This is a genomic window from Bacillus sp. z33, assembly GCF_058313615.1.
Genome location: NZ_JBZFQN010000001.1, coordinates 121,650 through 142,536, shown reverse-complemented (window position 1 = coordinate 142,536; position 20,887 = coordinate 121,650). Strand labels below are relative to the sequence as shown.

Here is a 20,887-nt window from a genome sequence, read left to right as displayed (position 1 = left end):
ATAAAAGTCTCTCTTAAAGGGTATTTAGTAGAATCTGTGGAGTTTTCATAAATCCTATACTAATTCAATAGCCATTCCGGGCTTCACATGATCCAAAACTGGCAAGTCACCAGATTTCACCCTTCCGATGACATTAACTCGTTCATCAGCAGGTAAATCTGTCAGCGTAATTTGCATTTCCCCGCGATAACGCCCATAAAGGTCATTATCAATTGTAATACTTCCTTTCAGACGGTGATTATTTAGCATAGGCGGAACAGATTCAGCTACCCTTGTATCCATGAACCGCAGAACGTCCCTGGAGGAATCGGGTCGTAAGTGGTATTCCCCAAGATTATCAAATCCTTGCTCCGTTTGGATTACAATTTTTCCATTATCAAAGTCAATCATCCTCTTTATCAAGTCTAATCCTGGCTCCGGATCGCCGACAAATACATCTGACGCCCCCTCTTTATATAGTTCAAGCGCAGCTACGAAAGGATCTTTATGGCGATGTTGCTCGAGAGTCGGAAGACCTTCAAATAATGGACCTCTTTTCTCGCCAGTTCCCACCACAAAAGCAAAGACTGGAGTACCATACCGTGAGTAAAATTCATTTTGCTCCCGGAAAAATGATGCGCTTAATCCCGTTTCCTTCCGCGGATAAAAATTATGCCACCCGATTAACTGTTCACTTTTGAGTCCGTTATTTAGCAAAGCCTGTATATCCCGTTCGAACAAAACACTAGCATTGACTGCAATTTTAAATTTTTTTGCCAAGCTGACAATGAAACCAATATCAAAGAAGTCATCCAGCCTTAGACCGGTAACACCCAATTCTTGCAGATGAAACAAACTGTCTATACCTAAATGACCCGGCGTTTTTAAGGAAACATCGGCATATACGTCAATCCCAAATTCTTTAGCCAGGTTTAGCAGCTTTTTGGCACGTATAGCAAGCTCACCCGCTTCCTCCGGGATATGAAGCGAGGTAAATCCCCTCTTCACTCCCATTTGGCCTGCTTTGATAATACGTTCCTCTGCCAGTGGATCATTTAGATAAAAGGATATTCCGCTCAATCATACTCACCCGCCATTTCATCTTTGAACCCGAACAGGTACGTAAAGATGAAGCCAGCAACATAAGCAATCAATACTCCTACTAAGTAGAGCAGAACTTCACCATTGTTCACAAGGAATGCAAGTGGTAATCCGGAGACCCCGATGGCTGTTGTTGCAATATTGAAATGCGCTTGGAATGCTGCACCAACACCTGCCCCCAAACATGCGGTCAAGAACGGGCGGCCGAGGGGCAATGTTACCCCGAAGATCAATGGCTCACCGATTCCCAGGATACCTGCTGGAAGTCCGCCACCAATTGCTCTTTTTAAACGTGTTTTCTTTGTTTTCATATATATAGCGAACGCAGCTCCTACCTGGCCGGCACCACCCATAGCAAGTATAGGTAATAATGGGTCGTCTCCAATTGTATTAATCAATTCCAAATGAATAGGAGTGAGACCTTGATGTAAGCCTGTCACAACCAACGGCAAGAATGTCGCCCCAAGAACGAATCCTGCAAACATTCCTCCAATATCAAGCACGGCGGTCAATCCGTCTGTAATCACGTCGGATATGAATCCTCCAACAGGCATAAATACTAAATATGTCATAATTCCTGTAAGCAAAAGAGCAACTGTAGGCGTTACGATAATATCAAGCGATGCCGGGACATACTTTCGGACATTCCTTTCGATAAAAGCCATAAATATTGCAGCAAACATAACCCCAATCAATCCGCCGCGTCCGGGTAACAACTCTTCCCCGAACAAGACAATTTGAGCAGCAGCTGGGTTAATAATTAATATACCTGCTAACCCGCCCAGTGCAGGAGAGCCTCCGAATTCTTTTGCGGTATTGATCCCAACGAATATACCTAAATAGGTGAACAACCCTCCGCCGATAACCGTTAAAATAATAGCAAGTTGCGATTCAGCCGATAACCACCCAGCTTGGATGATCGCCTTGGATATCCCATTGACTAAACCTGAAGCAACTAAGGCAGGAATCAAAGGAATAAAGATGCTTGCAATTTTCCTCAAAAAGAGCTTAAACGGTGTGCTGTTTTTCTTTTTAAGCTCACCTTTCAGGCTGGAAGCCCGCTCATCAAGATTGATCTCCCCTGACCCTTTGACCAGCTTGGCGAATTCTTCCGTGACCTTATTGACATGCCCAGGGCCAACGATAATTTGCAGCGTTTCTTCTTCAACAAAGCCTAGGACTCCATCAATTTTTTTAATAGCTTCTTTGTTCACGAGTGATTCATCATAAGGTGTGACTCTAAGACGTGTCATACAGTTCGTGTAGGATTTAATATTCTTTGCCCCACCTAACTGCTCCAAGATTTTTTCAGCCAGAATTTTGTATCCTTGACCAGCCATTCTCTTACCCCCCAAAAAAGATTATTTGTTTGTCTTGCCTTTCATAAACCTAATAGCCTCTCTCGTCCTATCGATGGATTTGATCGTTTCTTCATACTGCTCTGTTGCCATGCTTAAAAATAAAATATCGATCATGAACAGCTGAGCCAGCCTTGAAGAAGTGGCTGCACTCCGAAAAGGAGCTTCCTTCGAATAGGATGTATATAAATTAATATCGGCTAATGCTGCTACCGATGAGGGCCCATATTTAGTTAAACTGATCGTTTGGATGCCTTGTTTCTTTGCAAGTCTCGTAACTTCGATGACCTCAATTGTTTCACCAGAAAATGAAATTGTGAACACCACCTCATCCGGCTCAGCATTAGCAATCAATGTTGCCACAAGATGCGCATCCGAAAATGCCGTTGCTCCTTTGTTAATCCGAAGCAGCTTTTGCTGCGCATCCAAGGCGATGATCGAGGAAGCTCCGATTCCGAAGAAATGGACATTTTTTGCTTTCAACAACACATTGACCGCTTTTTTTAGTTCTTCGTAGTTGATTACCTCAGAAGAATCACGCAAACTTTGTATACTGTTATTCAAAGTTTTTTGGACTATCATCTCGGCGGTTTCATCCCGTTCAATGTCTCTGTATCCTGGTTCCTCCGGCTTACCGAGATCACCGGCGATCCGAACCTTCAAATCCTGGAAGCCATTCAGCCCGAGTGACTTGCATAACCTGATGACGGCAGCCCCGCTTGAATTTGTCTTTTCTGCCAATTCATTAACGTTACAATTTACGACTTCATACGGATTTTCTAATATATATTCAGCGACTTTCCTCTCTGAGTTTGGTAATTGTCCCACCATATTCACTACCATCTTCAATACTCCAGAAATCACTTATAATCACCTACTTATTTTTAAATCATTCTGCAATATCGGCTTCTATGGCTTTACGGACATACCCTCCGGATTGCTCCAGAATCAGAACCGCTTCTTCCTTTTTGACATCCTTTTTTAGCATGACCAAGGCGACTTTTACTTGATGATCAGCAGTTTCCAATGTTTGTCTTGCTGTTTCATAGCTTGCTCCTGTGATTTTGACAATAATTCCAATCGCTCTTTCTTTGAGTTTCTCGTTGCTGACATGAACATCAATCATCAAGTTCTCATAAGCTTTGCCGAGCAAAACCATTGAGGAAGTTGAAATCATGTTAAGAATCATTTTGTGAGCGGTTGCAGATTTAAGCCTAGTGGATCCCGTCAGAACTTCCGGCCCTACAATAACTTCGATGGCATGATCTGCCTCTTTACTGATGCTAGCCTGTTTATTACATGAAAGTGCCACTGTTTTGGCGCCTACCGCACGTGCGTAACGAAGTGCACCAATAACATAGGGCGTCCTGCCACTTGCAGCAATGCCGATGACCGTATCATCTTCAGTAAGACCGATATCCTTCAAATCTTTTTCGCCATCCTCAGGCCTGTCTTCCGCACCTTCAACCGCTTTCGTGAATGCGCTTTCTCCACCTGCAATAATACCCTGCACCATTTCTGGGTTGGTACTGAAGGTCGGTGGGCATTCTACTGCATCTAGAACACCAAGCCTTCCGCTTGTCCCGGCTCCCATATAAATTAGGCGTCCTCCTTTTTTGAAGGATGAAACAGCAAAGCGGACGGCCATTTCCACATCGGGCAAAACCTCTTGAACTGCAGCGGCAACTTTTTGATCTTCCTCATTTAAAATTCGCAGTATTTCCATCGGACTGGATGTATCAATCTGCATGCTTCTCTCGTTGCGTGATTCCGTTGTTAATCGATTCAAATTTTCTTTCATTAATAAGACCTCCAAGATATTCCCACACAAGGTTACCAATTACTAGTAATCTGACACTTCCAATATACTCCAGTTGAAATCGATATTCAATGATTTTATAGAATATTTAAAACTTTATTTCATTCTAATCCAAAAAAAGAAGCATATCCTATGCATCGCTGCATAAGAATATGCTATAAATTCCCGATTTTTTTCTCACAATAAATATCTTCTAATTGCATGTGCCACACCTAATCTATCATTCGTTTCCGTCACCGCATCAGCGGCTTCCTTCACTGCCTGCGGAGCATTCCCCATGGCTATGCCCAGCCCTGCTGAAAGCAGCATTTGTCGGTCATTGAAATTGTCCCCGATCGCAGCAACCTCAGACATATCCAAGCTAAGCTTTCTTGCCAAAACTTCTAGAGCAGACGCTTTCGTCGTTTTCGGAGGAGTGATTTCAAGACTTGTGAAACCGAAGCTGCTGCTCACTTCAAAATGATTTTCCATTTTGAATAGCCGATCCATAAATCCTTCATAGTCCCCTTGGTCCTTCCGAAAAGCAGCCAGCTTTTGAATGGCAGGTTCGGTTTCTTTCACATATTCATCGAAAGAATGAAACAGCCTGATTTGGCACTGCGCCCGGTATCGTTCATAGCCTGCCATTTCTGAACCGGTTCCTTGTAAAGGCAGGATATTATTCTCAATCCATTTTTCATTCCATTTATTTTTCTCAGGAACTAGTAAACAGTCACCCTCATACAAATGCCCATATACCCCATGGTTTTGGCACGCATCTATAAAGGCCAGCAGACTTTCTTTTTTAAAGGTAGATTGCTGAATAATCTTTCCGTCTGGCCCTTGTATAACAGCCCCATTGTAGGCAATGATTGGATCTGTTATACGGATAGTCTCCGCTATCCACCTAGTCGCCAAAGGCGTCCTGCCGCTGCAGATGATCACCTTTCCTCCCCTTGATTTAAAGTCATGCAGGGCCTCAATCGTTTCTTTGTCAATATCCATCTTCGCATTCAACAAAGTTCCATCCAAATCAACCGCTAATAATTTATATTCCATCTAAGTATCCCTCCCGTGTACATATATGTATGTAGGAATTATCAAATAACCTGACCTCCAACCGCATTGACTTTTTCTATAAGAGAGTGAGATTGGCTATAAAGGATGACCAATTATAAAGAATAAATATATTCAGAAAAATAAAAGTGCGATAACAGATTGCCTACTATTAATCTATCTTGCACATGCATCAAAGAGAGCATGTACTGGGAATACCATTATAAGAACGAGACGGATTTTCTTGTAGATAAAGTGTAAAAATACCGTTTACTCATCATATAGATTATCCCTATAATTCTCCTATTCTAAAAAGGTTCTGCTACTTCCAGATGTATCTTAACGTCACTTTAATAATGCCATTTTCTATTCACATGTACAAAAACATTCTGAAACCAGTTAATTTTCTTTAGTGTATCTAAAAATTATAATATATCGTCAATTTGTTTTGCTTCCACAGATTCATATTAAAAGAAGTCTTTAACGCATGCTATGGTCATACCGGTGTTATTTAGAAACTAAAGAGTGTTCGGAGACGGTTACATGACTATTAATATAATTTAATGTCCTGAATTTCCCCTTCCGATATTCCTTAAAAAATAGTCTCCTCTTAATACCGCAATGTAAATGAAGATAGCGTAAACATTTCTGATATATCTCGAATACTATTTTCCACCATTTAATACACTCTTTTGTATCATAAAAAACAACAAAATTTGACATTAAGTCTTCTTATAGTGCTACGCTTGTATAGTTAAAGTATTTAATGTAGGAGGGAAAACATGTATCAGGCATCAAAACAACGTTATCAATCTATGATATATTCCCGCTGTGGTAACAGCGGACTTCAGTTACCAGCTATTTCATTGGGGTTCTGGCATAATTTCGGTGATACAGCTTCATATGAAAATATGAAACAACTCTGTTTTACCGCTTTTGATAATGGAATTAATCACTTTGATTTAGCAAATAACTATGGACCGGAACCTGGCAGTGCGGAAAAAAATTTGGGTCATATTTTGAAAGAAAACTTTGTGACATATCGTGATGAACTAATCATCAGCACTAAAGCTGGATATGAAATGTGGGATGGTCCATATGGAAACTGGGGAAGTCGAAAATATCTTCTTGCAAGTCTTGACCAAAGTTTACTGAGGATGGGATTGGAATATGTTGATATTTTTTACCATCATCGTATGGATCCCCACACACCATTGGAGGAAACTATGGGAGCTTTGGCACACAGCGTTAAAAGTGGCAAGGCATTGTATGTAGGTCTATCAAATTATGATGGAAAAACGCTGCAAAAGGCGACTGAAATTTTACAGGAATTACATTGCCCATTTATTATTAATCAAAATAGGTATTCTATTTTCGACCGAACAATTGAACAAAATGATTTAAAAGAGTCCTCCTTAAAGCTAAAAAAAGGGATTATTGCGTTTAGTCCTTTAGCACAGGGAATGTTAACTGATCGATATTTACATGGAATCCCAGAGGATAGTAGAATAAAGACGGACGGACGATTTTTAAATGCGTCTGCCTTATCCGAAAAGCGATTAACTCAAATCAACAAACTCAATGAGATAGCTGAGAAGCGCGGACAGACACTTGCAGAGATGGCTATAAGCTGGATTCTGCGTGATGGAATCGTGACCAGTGTTCTCATAGGCGCTTCCAAACCCTCTCAGATTCTTGATAACATTAGAGCTTTAAACAATTTAGCATTCACAGAAGAAGAATTGCATCAGATCGACAAGATTTCTTTCGTATAACAGCATAAATCATTTCGTTTTTATGAATTTCTTACGTAATGAACCTATTGAATAAGCCATATCCAACTAACACTACGATGTAATATTCTTTTGTATTCTACTAAATGTGTTTTTTGCTTTTATTTAATAAAACATTTATGCTCCATGATTTCAGGGACTAGATTTCTATCGGAACGGTCGTGTTTGGATAGGTATACAGTATCACTATTTGTTCATCATCAGGTCTGCTGGGTGAAATCCTATGATGTGGTTTCCTTAATGTGCTTTTTTGTTTAAGAGGGTACGCTGAGCAGGCAATGTTTGCCGAATGACTAAATATTCACCATCTTTAGGGGGCTGGGGCTTATTTATTCGCCCCAGCCTTCAATCCTTCTACCATGTATTTTTGGAATGCCATAAAGAGAATTGTGATAGGAAGTGCAACAAGCACTGCTCCAGCCGCGAATGTTGTAAATTCCGTGTTTCCTCGTCCCGTCACCATCTCAAACAACCCAATTGCCAAGGTTTTATTCTCATTGGATCGCAAAACCAATCTAGCAAAGATAAAGTCCATCCACGGCCCGATGAAGTTTGAGACCGCTACGAAGACGAGAATCGGAACACTCAATGGCATCATCACTCTAAAGAAAATAGTGAAATGACCTGCACCGTCAATTTTCGCTGCTTCCTCCAAACTGCGGGGCATGGAATCGAAGTATCCTTTCACAAGCCAGGCGTTAAACGGAATAGATCCGCCCGCATAAACCAAGATGAGTCCCCAGTGATTATCCAATAATCCCATTTGTAAAAGCAGGATATAGATGGCGATCATCCCCATAAATCCTGGGAACATTTGCAGAATCAGCATAGCCATCAATCCCTCTTTCCGGCCTGGAAAGCGGAATCTGCTAAACGCATAGGCAGCTGTGACCACTAAAAAGGTCGAAATCACCATGTTCCACAGTGCGATTTTTAAGGTGTTTTTGTACCAGGTCACATACTCGGTTTTTTGTATCAAATAGACGAAATGGTCCAGGGATAAACGGATACCTTTGACGGACTGGGCGATCTGAGTGAAATCAAAATTCCGAATCCCATCCCAAAAGAGACCCCATTCCATCCCTGGAAGAAGCTGTGCACTGAAGAGAGAATCGCCAGGATTCAAACTTCCCATGAGAATCCATACAACTGGATAAAGCACAAAGATGGCCACCACGAGAAGCAGGAAATGTTTCCACACGAATGAAATTCGTTCACGTGTTTTTTGTTTCATGACATCATGTCCTCCTCGTTGAATGCTTTCGTTCGTCTAAAGTTCCAAACCGAAATAATAGCGATGACAATAAAAATTAAAATGCTCACAACGCTTGCCATATTAAATTGGCTTTGGTCGAGGGTCAGTTTGTAAATCCAGCTGATTAAAATGTCTGTTGAGCCTGCATAACTGTAATCCACATTCACAGGTCCACCATTGGTCATGAGATAAATCAGGTTAAAGTTATTGAAATTCCCAGCAAACTGCATGATGAGTAAGGGGGCGGTGGAGAACATGACAATCGGCATGGTGATTTTCCAGAACTGTTGCTTCCCGTTTGCCCCGTCCACTTGTGCTGCTTCATAGAGTTCACGATCAATGCTCGTCATGACACCACTCATCAGGACCATCCAGAACGGAAATCCGAACCAGATATTTACCATGACAAGTGCGAATTTCGCCCATATTGGGTCGCTGAGCCATGGGATGCTGGCGAGTCCAATGACTTCTAAATATTGGTTGATTGGCCCGAATTCCCCGTTGAATAGATTCCGCATGATCAAAATGCTGACGAATGATGGAATCGCCCATGGTAAGATATAAATGCTTCTCCAAAATTTTCGGAATTTGATTCCTTTAGAATTCAAGAGAACCGCAAACAAGATTCCGACAAAGAATGTGGTAACCGTGGCTAAAATCGCCCAAATAATCGTCCATCCGAAGACGCCGATGAACGTACGATTCCAAGTTTTCAAGTTAAATAAGTCAATAAAGGTTTGAAATCCCACCCAGTCCACTAATGAAGCAGGCGGCAAGTGGTTCGGTCCCGAATAGTTGGTAAAAGCGATTGCAATACCAAAAATCAGAGGCAAGATGGTTAAAAAGGCCGTGAACACAATCGATGGTGTGAGCAAAAAGTACGGAAATCCTTTATCCATTAAGACACGGAGAGTTTTTTTGAATGTGTTTGGTTTTTTCCCTTGATCTCGCCATTGTCCGACTTTCCAAGCATCCTTCGCGTTCAAATAATACATCCAAACAAAGAACAATCCGCAAATTAAAAAGATGATTCCTTCGATTAACAAGAAGATACTGTGATCCCCTTGCTGAATTTCAAATCCCACACGGGTCTGTACCGTTTCCCCTAATGTAGCCAACCCCCACATAGCATTTCGAAACGGCAATGTCCAAAACACCACGAGGTATAGCTCCATACTGGCAAATAGAATCCCTTTGATGTACTGTCGATTGTACAATTGCCCAAGTCCCATAAACAGCAAAGAAAAGATTAGGCTTTTCTTGGCATGTGTTTTCATTTATTTTTGACCTCCTTTTCCCTTCTTAGAAAAAAAGAACCAATATCTCACTACCTGGATATTGGCTCTTTTGATAGATGACCTCTTTATTTTTTATTCTGGGTGGTCACTGCATCTTCAATTTGTTCTTTGGCTGAGTCAAGCGTTTTTTTCGAGTCTGTTCCATCATTCCAAATGGATGTGTAAGCCATTTCCATTGGTCCCCATACTGCTTGCATTTCTGGGATGTTTGGCATCGGCACAGCATTTTTCGCCTGTTCCAAGAAAGCCATGGATACTTCATCTTTTTTAATGGTTTCGTTATCAAGGAGCGAAGTCGCTGGAGGTAATTGGCCTGTCAATTCGTAACGTTTTAAGAGCATTTCTTCACTGGAAGCCATTTGAGCAAAAAGAGATGCTGCTTTTGGGTATTTGGAATAACTGTTTACATAGTAAGCTTTGATGCCTGAGTAGGATTTTGGCGTTTCGCCGTTATCTAATGTTGGTAGCGGAGCGATTCCAAAGTTCACACCAGCATCTTGATGGTTTTTAACATCCCATGGACCTGAAATACGAAAGGCTAATTTATTTTCATTGAAGAAAGAGGAAATGACATCACCCGTGATATCTTCTTTTTTCATCGGTAACAATTCTTTGTTGATTTTTTTCATGAATTCCGCTGATTTGATGGCTCCTTCATTGTTGACACCAAGATCCGTTGGATCAGTGTCTTCTTTTCCGAATACATAGCCGCCATATCCAGCAAGGAAAGCATGTGTATAATAAAAGTTACCTGGTTCCATCATAAAACCATATTTCTTATCTTTTCCTTTGCTCGTTGCTTGGAATTCTTTAGCTGTTTTAAACAAGTCATCCCATGTTTTTGGAGCCTCTTTCACGATGTCTTTATTGTAGTACAAGGCATACGTTTCAATGGAGATAGGGTAGCCGAACATTTTCTTTTTTCCATCTTTGTCAACAAAGCTTGTCCCGTTTACCGCTGCTTCCAAGAACATATCTTGATAATCATCGGCAAAATAGTTGTCATACACCAATCCTGCTTTTACCAATTTTCCTAAATGGTCATGGGCGGAGTTGAAAACATCGGCACCTAAGCCAGCTGGTCCGTCTGTTTCCAATTTGCCCGCTGCGTCTGTGTGTCCTACTTCTTGTACTTCAACAGGCACATTGTATTTTTTCGTGAATTGCTCTGCAACATAAGTCGCCCATGCGCCCTCGTCTGCCCCGTTGTCCCAAATAATCAGGCTTGCACCATCTTCAGGTTTGAGTGTTTCTTTTGTGGTTTCCTTGGGTTTTGGTTCTGTGGTTGATTTTTTTGATTCATCTTCCGAACATCCTGCCAACAGACCTGCCAACAAGGTGGCCGATGCCAACATACCAACTATTCTTTTCTTGATCATGTGAAACCTCCTAAATGGGGAATTTTACACCATGTATAAAATCATGTTGCAAACGCTTTCATGATGCATTGTATTTATTTTAACGTATTATTCCAATTATTTTCTTAAACTTTTTTATTTTTATATACTTTCAGTTCTGATAAACCCGTGCACGAATGAAAAGTAATTCCAATGATGTTAATTGGAAGCGTTTTTATAATAACCATTAAAAAATCTGTATCGTTTTCTTTGTGCCATGGCTCGTCATTTATCCATGTGGTGAAGCTTCTCGGCTGGTCATGATTTTCTGAAAACAAAGCATTCGCTCCTGTGTCCTACAGTCTCTCATGCCATCTGGACAGCATTTGCTTTAAAAGCGGCATAATTATAACCCTCCCCTCATCCCCTCGATTCCATAACCAGGCATTCGAACTGAAAAACCATGTTGAAATATCCTTTTCTTCCCCTACCCATTTGTCTCCTTCTTCCAAACGCTCCCCATTGTCTTCTCCAATCATCATGATGGCATAGCGGGCAAACGTTTCTTCCGTTAATAGCACAAGAAACCCCGCTCACATTCATTATATGAGGGAAACATAGTTATCAGAAATTTATTTTTCACATTATCGTATTTCTATAGTTCGAGAATATTGAGAATACACTCCGTATTTTGGACGATATTTACATTGCTTGAGTATCAGTAACTTTATTTATGCAGTGAAGAAATCACTAAACAAATTACAAGTAAACAAAAAGGATAGACGAGCACATGTGTATGCTTGTCTATCCTTTACTATTTTTGAATTTCTACTGTATAAGTTAAGCGTTCAATTTAACTCGATTTTCTTCTTCATTTATTACAATATCCCCATAAAATCACGAGCTTCTTACTTATCGAGAGTCTTAGTTACCCCAAAAACATCCTTCGCATCGCTATACTGATTAATCGCAATATCCAGATCATGAAAATAACGGTGTATTAATCGAATCTGTTCTTTGTCTGCTTTATTTTTGGTTGTCGTAGCAAGTGCTTGAATCTGCTGAAAGTCTTCAGATAATCGTTTATTTACTGTCCCGTGTTTAATCATTTCTTTCATATCTCTCTCAAGTATAGCTGATAAGCTCTTCGCCTCTGAAATATCTAATTCTTCAATATTACCATAGCCTGTTAAGTCATTATATTTTGCGTGATATTCTGCAATTAAGACGCTTTCTTCATACGATATATTTTCGGGTGGATTTTCTTTTACTTGTTCAATAGCTTCTTTGGATGGTTCGTTCAAATGATAATAGATAGTAAAACCAATTACTCCTGCTGCTAGTATTCCTATTATTACTATAATAAGAGATAGCCACTTTGATTTTTTCCTTTTTTCTTTTTTACTCAATCTTTCTCCCACCCATCAACAAAGTATTTGTTCTCTTATCATTGGGATTTTATACCACATATTAAATTATGACAGGTTTACCTCATCTGTACAAATAAACCAACCGAAAGTCTGTACATTGGTTGGTTTATAAATAAAAGATTAAAAATAGAAGTCCATTAAAGTTTCATCCATTAAATCTTGTGTTAATCCTATGTAGATCATTGTATCTTTTTGGTTAGAATGATTTAAGATTTGTTGCAGCAGCGCAATATCTTTATATTTTTGATAGTGCAAATAACCGAATGTTTTACGCAAAGTATGGGTTCCCACATCTTGAATATCAGCCATTTCGGCGGCTTTATTTAATACACGATAAGCCTGTACTCTGGTAATGGGTCCATTCCCTTTACGGCTTGGAAAAAGATAATCTTCCTTAGAGAGTTTTTCTTTCTTGACATATTTTTTTACTTCTTTACGCAATTGTGGATTAATCAAGAACCGCTTCGTTTTTTCTGTCTTTTGTTCAATTATGACAATATGGGTTCCATCCAATATATCTTTTACGCGCAGTTGCAATAAATCCCCAATCCTGAGTCCTATATTAATTCCGATTGTAAACATTAGATAATCCCGATAACTGCAATAGCGCATTAATGCTTTTTTCATAGCCTCTATTTGATCAAGCCGGCGAATAGGCTGTACATTTTTTATCCGTTTGGTTGCTGTATGCACTTGTTTCCAGTCCCCCTTCTACCCTTCTTTCATTGTACGTGAATAGACCATTCAAATACAAGATTTTTTAATTTTCACATCCTCTATAAAGGTTGATTTAATCACTTTTCGAATGTATCAATTCAGGTCCTTTGTTACATTCGGAATTTTTAAATATTTAATAGCAAATTTCTGCTCGATTCCTTATTTTTCGTCAAAAGCCTACAAATTGCTCATATTCAAAATTAATTATTTATAATACAAATACCTTCAAAGAAAAAAACAAGGTCCTTAAAAGCGAATTATGAAGGTCGTTTTTTAAATTCTTTTGTCTTAATTTTTGGGTATTATTCACTTAACAATACTGTATAACATACACTATTATATAATTAGGAGGTGCAGGCGTTTTGGATGAACTTATACAATCTCTCATTATTGAATTACGAAGAGGTACACTTACTCTTGCCGTTTTAAGTCAACTTCAAAATCCGGAATATGGATATTCACTCGTTCAATCCCTCGAGGAAAAACATGTAACGATTGATCCAGGCACCCTTTACCCTTTATTGAGAAGATTAGAAAAACAAGGATTACTGATTAGCAATTGGGAACTAAATGGAAATCGACAAAGGAAATATTATCGATTAAGTCCAGAAGGCAAAGAAGTTTATAAAAAATTAGAGGAAGCTTGGACTGAAACAGCTCAACAAATGATACAATTATTACGAGAGGATGGATGAGATGAATTTAATTGATATATATGTTTATGAAGTTACAAAATGGCTACCTGAAAATTCCAAAGCGGAGATTGCAAGGGAACTTCAGGGGCACATTGAGGATATGCTACCCGATGACTATACGGAAGATGATGTAAAGGACGTTTTAAATAGCCTTGGGGATCCTAAAATTCTCGCTGCTAATTACAGCGGAAATAAACGGTATATTATAGGACCACTCTTTTACGATAGTTATATAAAGGTTTTACTAACTGCGATGGCTATTATGGCCTGTATAATAGTAGTGGGTCAAATCATCAGCGACATTTCAGATTTCACCAGTTATTCTTCAGTTGTAACCTTTTTCATCCATATGTTTTCAGATTCGATCATGGGAGTTATTCAAGCTGCTTTCCAAGTATTTACCTGGGTTACGATAACATTTATAGTTATCGACAAAGTGGCAGATTCTAATAGCATCCCTCTTATTAAGCCAAAGTGGACGATTGACCAACTGCAAAGACGGACTGTTCAAAAACATAAATATCAAATACCAAGATCCGAAGCTATATTTGGGTTCATTTGGACAATCATATGGATTTTGGTTTTATTATTTTCACAACAACTGCTGGGTTGGTACGAAACAGAAAATGGGGAACTGGTTTTAAAAGCTTCTTTATTTAATCCATCCGTCCTGAAAACGTATGTACCCCTTTTGTTTGCATTGGCAGTTTTAGAGATTAGCTTAGCTGCATTAAAATACACGATAGGTAAATGGACATACTACACAGCCATACTTTATACAATCCAAATTACATTTGTTATAGCACTCCTTTATAAAATGCTGTATGACACTACTCTATTCAACAATGATTTTTTAGAACGGTTCAATCTATTATTTGAAAAAACCACAAGCGGTACATTGCCACCAGGTGTAATTACCATCATATTAGCTATCGTTATTTTAATATTGGTTATTGATTGCGCCTTTGCCTATTACAAAGCCTATAAAACAACTAAATATCAGCGCAAACATAAGAAGTAAACAAGAGGATGCATTCTATATTAAAGATAAACTTTAGTAGAGCTGCATCCTTTTTATTTTGCTTACTTCTTATCGGAATAAAATACATGTTCAACTGTCAGACGATCTCCAATCCTTAGTATGCCAAATGAGTATTCAGGTTGGCGTCTTTTATCTGTAGGAGAACCTGGATTAAAGAGAATCGTTCCACCAATCGTTTTATTAATAGGTATATGGGAATGTCCGAATATAATCATATCCAGTTCCATTTTGCTAAACGTTCCAATTGCTCTTTGCTCTGTTGTTCCTTTTTTGCCATGACCATGGACCATCCCAATACGATACCCCTCTAATGACAGGATTTTTTGAAATCCGAATTGATCTATAAGGTCTTGTCCATCTACATTTCCACAAATACCCTCGACTGGTGCATAGGCTTTTAATTCTTCATAGACCTCTCTCGTTTGCCAGTCTCCTGCGTGCAAAATCAGTTCAGCTGTTTTTAATTCCTCCTTTAAACGCGGAGGAAGACCTTTAGCCATTCTCGGCATATGAGTATCTGAAACAACAACTACTTTCAATCACTCTTCACCTCGATACATTGATTAGTTGATTCCTTTATATGTCTTTTCAATTCATTTAGAAAAAAGAAACAATCATCTATAGTACTAAATATCCGTACCGGAATGATAATGGCACGAATGGCATCTGTATAAATATAAATATAATTCTTTTGCTTTACAATCGTAATAATATCTTGCCATTTATATAATTCCTGTTTTCCCCCTTCAACCATTTCTTTTAATCCATCTTTCCTCACGACTAGCTGATATGTACCAAATAAATTGGGCTCCCTGCTATTCTTATGAAATTTTTTAAATTTTCTTTTGATTGCTCTTTCAACATAAGCCGAATAAAAGATAACAGGCAATAAGGCAATACACAAACTGTATACATAATGAATAAGTGATAGAGGACGAATATAAAGCCATTGCAGGATCAACAAGATACTGAAGGTGATGAAAAAGAGCTTTATTTTTCTGTTCCTCATTCTACGGAGATTTGATTTGGACTGCTTTGTTTCATGTAGATAAAAATCAATTAAGTCAGTTATTTTAAGGTCATATGTTAATACCATTTTATTCCCTCATATCTTTTGGTTTCCCTTCATTGTAACAGGATATAACAGTAAACAAAAAGGACAGCCAACATTATGACTGATAATGTCGGACTATCCCGTAAAATTCCGTTTTATTATATTCAGGATATTTAGATGAAAAGTGAACATAAACCGGGCTATCCAACAACCACGGATAATATGCTAATAGCGTTTGATCACCATGAACAATGGCATGCAAGGCTACAGGCATCATTTTCTTGAAATGCTCATACCGTTCTCCTGCCTTAGATACATCAAAATCACCATCACTTATATGAACATAGGCTGTAAATATGAACTGCCCGTTCATCATCTGCCAATCAGCCACCACTTCATCGCGCATCTGCCAGTTAATCTTTGACGCATCAATTTCATAGCCTATGCTGAGAAACATTTGTCCGGTCACATCAGAATGTGTCAACGTATATTTTCTACACTCTAAAGGACCCAAAGGAGTCATAGGTGGAATAATGGTCACACTTAATTGTTCTGTCTGGAAAGCCATAGCTGAAACACCCCTTTAATAAGATGATTTTTTATCATTCTATGATACTTGCCTATAATTGGTGCACTGGAATATTGAAAATCTCTTTTTATTCTTACAATGTTCATTTCATCACACCCTCGAATTCTTATCTAAATCACAGTATTGTACATGATGGATATACTTTTCATATTCGGTTAATATTATTTTCTACAGAATGGGCTCGCTATCCGCGGGCAAGCATCGAGCCTCCTCGCGCTATGCGCTGCGGGGTTCTAGGGTGAGCTTGTTCTTCCCGCAGGAGTCTCTCCCATTCTGCAGAAAATAGGATTCGGTGCTTTAGGGGAGTTTTCTCAGTTTAAGACAGAAATTCTCTGAGTTTTTTGGTATTATTATTTACCAATGTGATGATTAGGGTGATAATCAAATATATGTAAAAGAATCTAGAACAGCTCGAGATGATTACGTTAGAACAACTTGTGCCAGAGCGTAAAGTAGAAGTCACGATTGATTTTTCGTTCATCTATCCACTTCGTGAGGATATTAAGAACGTTTGAATGTGGAAATTAACGGAGACCGGGAAGACCAAGGTTAAAAAACCTTTTCCACCTGATAAATTTGAAAAAGAAGATATCAAAGAAAGAACCACGGACGCGGAAAGTCCAAAAATGGATTAAAAAAGTAGATAAGGATAGGTCTAACCCTCGTGAATAATCCAAAAAATAAAGAAGGAATTTAGAAAATGGCCCCTTTAGAGCCTTTCTGAATTCCTTTTGTCTACAACCTGATGCTCCTAATCAGGAGCAGTTGTGATTACATTTTAGGTGAAGAAATTTTGAAAAAGTTGGACGGTCAGTATTGTTGTTAACAAGCATCCAAAGGTAGTTAATAATATACTTTTTCTATTGTCTTGCTTATCTTCAGGTTTAAGAAATTCATAAATTTGAATAATCCATACCACCATAGTTACAAGGGCTAAAATCCGAATGGACAAAACACTCACCTCCAAAAATTTTCATAATACCAAAACTTGTTAAACTAACGTTTCTTTACTAGCATTACAGTTCAACTGAAAAAGTATTAATTCCTACTGGATCAACGCCTCAATTAGTTGTTGATATCTAACTGAATGGTATGTTATATATCATTGTCCAGGATGTTCCTGATAAACCAGATCGTTCAAATCCTAGTTTCTTATAAAGTTGCACTGCCTGAATGTTGTTAGGGTCAACACTCAAAGATAATGATGTATAACCATCTCTATAAGCTGTTTCAAATAACTTTTCCATAAGCAGATTACCGATCCCCTTACCTCTTACTTTATTAATAACAGCTATACCTAGTTCAGGAGTCTTATCGTCAACATATCCGTATCCCTTTTGATCTTCTTTAAATAATCGATACCAGGCTGCACCAACAGGAATATTATCCTCAAAACCTATTATTGCTCTATCACCTTTTCGTCCCCATCGCTCACTATATTTTTTGATATGTGGTAAATTTAACAGTTCTTCTTTAGGCGGCTTATTTTCAGGTATATAAATAGATTCATACATCATATCCGTTAAAAAATCTAAATCATGCTGACTAAGTTCCAAACTTTTTACATGTATCAAAATTTACCACCTCATTGTTTTAATACTACACAGAAAAATTGTTAGCTGATCTTCAACTAACCATTCCTCTTAAAAAAAATCTTCTACCATTGTCCCTCTTAGCTTAATAATTAGATAGTTAAAACTAGCATATCCTCATCAAAATACTGCCCATTAAATTTTAAAGCATTTTTTTCTACACCATAGACCTCGAATCCCAATGACTTATATAGTTTCTTGGCTGAGATGTTTTCAGATACAACCGTCAAGTGAATTTGCTCCAATCCATCACAATTCTTCGCTTTCTTTATTAGTTCAACTAGTAGCGATTTTCCTAAACCCTTTCCTCTAGCTTCTGGTACTACAAACATCCCGAAAATATTTCCTTTGTGACTGGTTTTGAGACTGAACTCACGCATAAAAGTAACTATTCCAACTAACGAGTTGTTTTCATTAAAAGCACCTAGGACAAATCGATCCTTAACAGGTTCTAATCGTTCTGCAACTAATTCTGGTGAAAATTCCGCTTCTCTCTCATATGTTGAACCAAATGCTTCTGGGTTGATTTTTAATGCACTTAATCGTACTTCTTGGTACACCTGAGCATCAGACGCATTTAGAATACGTATTTTCATCATTCATTCCCCTTACCCTTTTATCGCTTCACTATATTCCTGCTAAAGCGAATCACCTTTTCTGCTTAATCAAATCTATCACATAGTATATTAGAGCAATTAAAAACGAAAGAAGAATAATGATGATTACTCCTACCGTGTATACTGCCCACTCTACCGAATCAGCGTTACTCATTAATATGTACCCAAATATAAAATAAAGGATAAAGCTTACAAAAACTGATAATGAGAAGATACTAATATATTTTGACATATATGGATCACCTACTCGAAACAACAAATTTATCTTCTTAAAATATATTCGACTTCTCTTTATGATAACCCTTTTTCTACAAAGCTCCTCATTTCCATCATCAGAAGTCCAAAGGAAAAGAGCATTAATTCTTCTTGGGGTTAATGTCTCAGTTATTTTGAGTAGTTGAACTTATCGTTCAAAAAATGTAAAGTTTAGTTGATTGGTATGAAAAAGGAGTGAGATCGTGTTTTTCAAAGAAGATAAGAATTCTAATAAAGAGGCGACGAATTGGGCTTATTATATAACGTTTTTATATTGGGGCGTGATTCTATTAATAAACTTTTATTTTGAGCAATATAAAGGAAGAGAGTTCATTTCTAGTTCAGGCACTATTTTATTCTCAGGAATAGCAATTCTTTTCATCTCCGAGTTTATATTAAAAAAGTCTCTGAACAAGTAATTTCAATTTCATCCCCAAACATCATTGCTACACTAGTTATAAATCTAATTTCATACAGTTACCTCATTTGCCTGCATGAGAAAAGAAGCTACCGTTCACAGCTCCATATAAACTGTACTAAATAAACTTCCAATAAAACATTAAGGATAAACACCTAAAGCCAGGGTGTTCTAAAAGGATCTATAAATGAAATATAATGAAATTGACCGCTCAATTTCATTTTATTTAGAGGCTGGTTATATCCCAGCCCCAACTATTATTTTATTGGAAATCAGCCATTAATTCATCTACAATTCCTTTAACTGTTTTCTTTTCTTTAACCGTATCAATCGCTGTATTTACAGAAATAATACCTTCTGAAATTTTTCCATCAAGCATTCCTATACGAAGACCGCCGCGCTTATTAATCTCTTGTTCAACTTCACCTGTAGATTTCCCACTATTATACATATGCGCCAACTCCACCGCTGATTTAGTAGGAGTAGAACGCTGTAGACCTGAAACAAGTAATAAATCTTCTGCTTTAGAATTGATAATGTCTTGTTTAGCCTCCTCAGAAGCAGGATTCTCTTCAGATACAATAAAACGAGTTCCTACAAAGACTCCTTCAGCTCCAAGTGCGAAAGCAGCTCGTACCCCACGAATATCATTAATTCCACCTGCAGCAATAACCGGGATGTCAACAACATCTACAATTGTTGGTACGATTGAGAAAGTACCAATTGGTCGTTGTGGGATATGACCTCCCTCGTCGTATCCTGTAGCCACGATAATATCAACACCACTCTCTTCTGCGATTTTTGCAGAAACAACCGATGGCGTTAACTCTCTGAAAATTATAATACCACCACGATTTTTTATTTCTTTAAAAAAGTTTCTATTAACTTCACCTACCGCTACAAAGATTTTGACATCTTCTTCAAAAGCAACATCAAGTGTTGAACTTATAAAAACATCTGTCTCCATACCTTCTTCGGGAGAATACACATTAATGCCGAATGGTTTATCCGTTAACTTTTTAATTTCTCTAATCTCACTTCTAAGTCTTTCCTCTATAGATACGTTTTCATCTTTTGCAAGTGGACCCGCATTAAATCCTAAGACTCCTAATCCACCAGCTTCAGAAACAGCAGCAACAAATTTAGCGTTTGTAAGCCAATTCATTGGTGCTTGAATAACTGGATATTTTATTCCTAAGATGGCCTCTACTCTTTTGTTTGTTTTTGTATTCATATTTTTCACCTCTAAAGTTTATATCTCTTCTTACATTATGTTAACTTACTAAGGTTTTATCAGCAAATTTCAATTAGTCTAAACAAAAGCATCTTCTACAATCACAGTTGATTATTAGGAAGACATTATTTGAAAAGGACTTCTTCCGGTAACCTGTTCCTTATTACTATAAAGATTTCAATAGAAAAAGGCATTAATCCTTATTTAGGATCAACGCCCCATTACTTTTAAATAATATATCACGAGAAAATATAAAGTTATATTTTCCG

At 38.1% G+C, this 20,887-nt stretch carries 21 protein-coding genes; 3 read left to right on the top strand and 18 right to left on the bottom strand.

Annotation, left to right across the window (positions count from 1 at the left end):
- Positions 1-54: 54 nt before the first annotated feature.
- The 5 genes from AC4G3L_RS00740 to AC4G3L_RS00720 form a co-directional block, all read right to left on the bottom strand.
- A complete protein-coding gene (locus AC4G3L_RS00740; protein WP_491075067.1) occupies positions 55-1,059 on the bottom strand; it encodes a MupG family TIM beta-alpha barrel fold protein in 1,005 nt (334 codons plus the stop codon).
- The gene (locus AC4G3L_RS00735) at positions 1,056-2,420 is read right to left on the bottom strand and encodes a PTS transporter subunit EIIC (protein WP_491075066.1); all 1,365 of its coding nucleotides are present in this window, start codon (positions 2,418-2,420) and stop codon (positions 1,056-1,058) included. The genes AC4G3L_RS00740 and AC4G3L_RS00735 overlap by 4 nt, the downstream gene beginning before the upstream one ends.
- Positions 2,421-2,441: 21 nt before the next feature.
- Entirely contained in the window at positions 2,442-3,302 is an 861-nt protein-coding gene (locus AC4G3L_RS00730; RefSeq protein ID WP_491075065.1) for a MurR/RpiR family transcriptional regulator, read from the bottom strand.
- Between the two features lie 25 nt (positions 3,303-3,327).
- The gene (murQ, locus tag AC4G3L_RS00725) at positions 3,328-4,239 is read right to left on the bottom strand and encodes an N-acetylmuramic acid 6-phosphate etherase (protein WP_491075064.1); all 912 of its coding nucleotides are present in this window, start codon (positions 4,237-4,239) and stop codon (positions 3,328-3,330) included.
- Between the two features lie 195 nt (positions 4,240-4,434).
- A complete protein-coding gene (locus AC4G3L_RS00720) occupies positions 4,435-5,295 on the bottom strand; it encodes a Cof-type HAD-IIB family hydrolase (protein ID WP_491075063.1) in 861 nt (286 codons plus the stop codon).
- A gap of 779 nt (positions 5,296-6,074) precedes the next feature.
- On the opposite strand from AC4G3L_RS00720, the gene AC4G3L_RS00715 reads away from it, so the two are divergent.
- Entirely contained in the window at positions 6,075-7,067 is a 993-nt protein-coding gene (locus tag AC4G3L_RS00715) for an aldo/keto reductase (RefSeq protein WP_491075062.1), read from the top strand.
- Between the two features lie 343 nt (positions 7,068-7,410).
- On the opposite strand, the gene AC4G3L_RS00710 is transcribed toward AC4G3L_RS00715, so the two are convergent.
- The 7 genes from AC4G3L_RS00710 to AC4G3L_RS00680 form a co-directional block, all read right to left on the bottom strand.
- Positions 7,411-8,319, bottom strand: coding sequence for a sugar ABC transporter permease (locus AC4G3L_RS00710; RefSeq protein ID WP_491075061.1), 909 nt, complete (start codon positions 8,317-8,319; stop codon positions 7,411-7,413).
- Positions 8,316-9,617: a carbohydrate ABC transporter permease gene (locus AC4G3L_RS00705; protein WP_491075060.1), complete on the bottom strand. Its 1,302-nt coding sequence runs from the start codon at positions 9,615-9,617 to the stop codon at positions 8,316-8,318. Before AC4G3L_RS00705 ends, AC4G3L_RS00710 begins: the two co-directional genes overlap by 4 nt.
- An 86-nt stretch (positions 9,618-9,703) precedes the next feature.
- A complete protein-coding gene (locus tag AC4G3L_RS00700) occupies positions 9,704-11,017 on the bottom strand; it encodes a sugar ABC transporter substrate-binding protein (protein WP_491075059.1) in 1,314 nt (437 codons plus the stop codon).
- Positions 11,018-11,121: 104 nt separating this feature from the next.
- Positions 11,122-11,313: a hypothetical protein gene (locus AC4G3L_RS00695; protein ID WP_491075058.1), complete on the bottom strand. Its 192-nt coding sequence runs from the start codon at positions 11,311-11,313 to the stop codon at positions 11,122-11,124.
- An 18-nt stretch (positions 11,314-11,331) separates the two neighbouring features.
- Positions 11,332-11,556 (bottom strand): hypothetical protein, encoded by a 225-nt coding sequence (locus AC4G3L_RS00690; protein WP_491075057.1) that lies wholly within the window; start codon positions 11,554-11,556, stop codon positions 11,332-11,334.
- 327 nt (positions 11,557-11,883) lie between these two features.
- Positions 11,884-12,384, bottom strand: a complete 501-nt coding sequence (locus AC4G3L_RS00685; RefSeq protein ID WP_491075056.1) for a hypothetical protein — start codon at positions 12,382-12,384, stop codon at positions 11,884-11,886.
- Positions 12,385-12,525: 141 nt separating this feature from the next.
- Positions 12,526-13,077 (bottom strand): tyrosine-type recombinase/integrase, encoded by a 552-nt coding sequence (locus AC4G3L_RS00680; RefSeq protein WP_491076213.1) that lies wholly within the window; start codon positions 13,075-13,077, stop codon positions 12,526-12,528.
- A 407-nt stretch (positions 13,078-13,484) separates the two neighbouring features.
- On the opposite strand from AC4G3L_RS00680, the gene AC4G3L_RS00675 reads away from it, so the two are divergent.
- Together AC4G3L_RS00675 and AC4G3L_RS00670 are read left to right on the top strand one after the other, a co-directional pair.
- Positions 13,485-13,817: a PadR family transcriptional regulator gene (locus AC4G3L_RS00675; RefSeq protein WP_491075055.1), complete on the top strand. Its 333-nt coding sequence runs from the start codon at positions 13,485-13,487 to the stop codon at positions 13,815-13,817.
- 1 nt (position 13,818) lies between these two features.
- Positions 13,819-14,838: an HAAS signaling domain-containing protein gene (locus tag AC4G3L_RS00670; RefSeq protein ID WP_491075054.1), complete on the top strand. Its 1,020-nt coding sequence runs from the start codon at positions 13,819-13,821 to the stop codon at positions 14,836-14,838.
- Between the two features lie 62 nt (positions 14,839-14,900).
- Here the strand turns inward: AC4G3L_RS00670 and AC4G3L_RS00665 are convergent, their stop codons facing one another.
- The 6 genes from AC4G3L_RS00665 to AC4G3L_RS00640 all read right to left on the bottom strand — a co-directional run bounded on the left by AC4G3L_RS00665 (position 14,901) and on the right by AC4G3L_RS00640 (position 20,618).
- Positions 14,901-15,398 (bottom strand): metallophosphoesterase family protein, encoded by a 498-nt coding sequence (locus AC4G3L_RS00665; RefSeq protein WP_491075053.1) that lies wholly within the window; start codon positions 15,396-15,398, stop codon positions 14,901-14,903.
- Positions 15,395-15,955 (bottom strand): YcxB family protein, encoded by a 561-nt coding sequence (locus tag AC4G3L_RS00660; RefSeq protein ID WP_491075052.1) that lies wholly within the window; start codon positions 15,953-15,955, stop codon positions 15,395-15,397. Before AC4G3L_RS00660 ends, AC4G3L_RS00665 begins: the two co-directional genes overlap by 4 nt.
- Positions 15,956-16,028: 73 nt before the next feature.
- Positions 16,029-16,481, bottom strand: a complete 453-nt coding sequence (locus AC4G3L_RS00655) for a staygreen family protein (protein WP_491075051.1) — start codon at positions 16,479-16,481, stop codon at positions 16,029-16,031.
- Positions 16,482-17,581: 1,100 nt separating this feature from the next.
- Positions 17,582-18,076, bottom strand: a complete 495-nt coding sequence (locus tag AC4G3L_RS00650; protein WP_491075050.1) for a GNAT family N-acetyltransferase — start codon at positions 18,074-18,076, stop codon at positions 17,582-17,584.
- Positions 18,077-18,186: 110 nt separating this feature from the next.
- On the bottom strand, positions 18,187-18,690 hold the full coding sequence (locus AC4G3L_RS00645) for a GNAT family N-acetyltransferase (protein ID WP_491075049.1): 504 nt from the start codon (positions 18,688-18,690) through the stop codon (positions 18,187-18,189).
- Between the two features lie 956 nt (positions 18,691-19,646).
- Complete coding sequence (locus AC4G3L_RS00640) at positions 19,647-20,618, bottom strand: NAD(P)H-dependent flavin oxidoreductase (protein WP_491075048.1); 972 nt, start codon at positions 20,616-20,618, stop codon at positions 19,647-19,649.
- Positions 20,619-20,887: the final 269 nt, after the last annotated feature.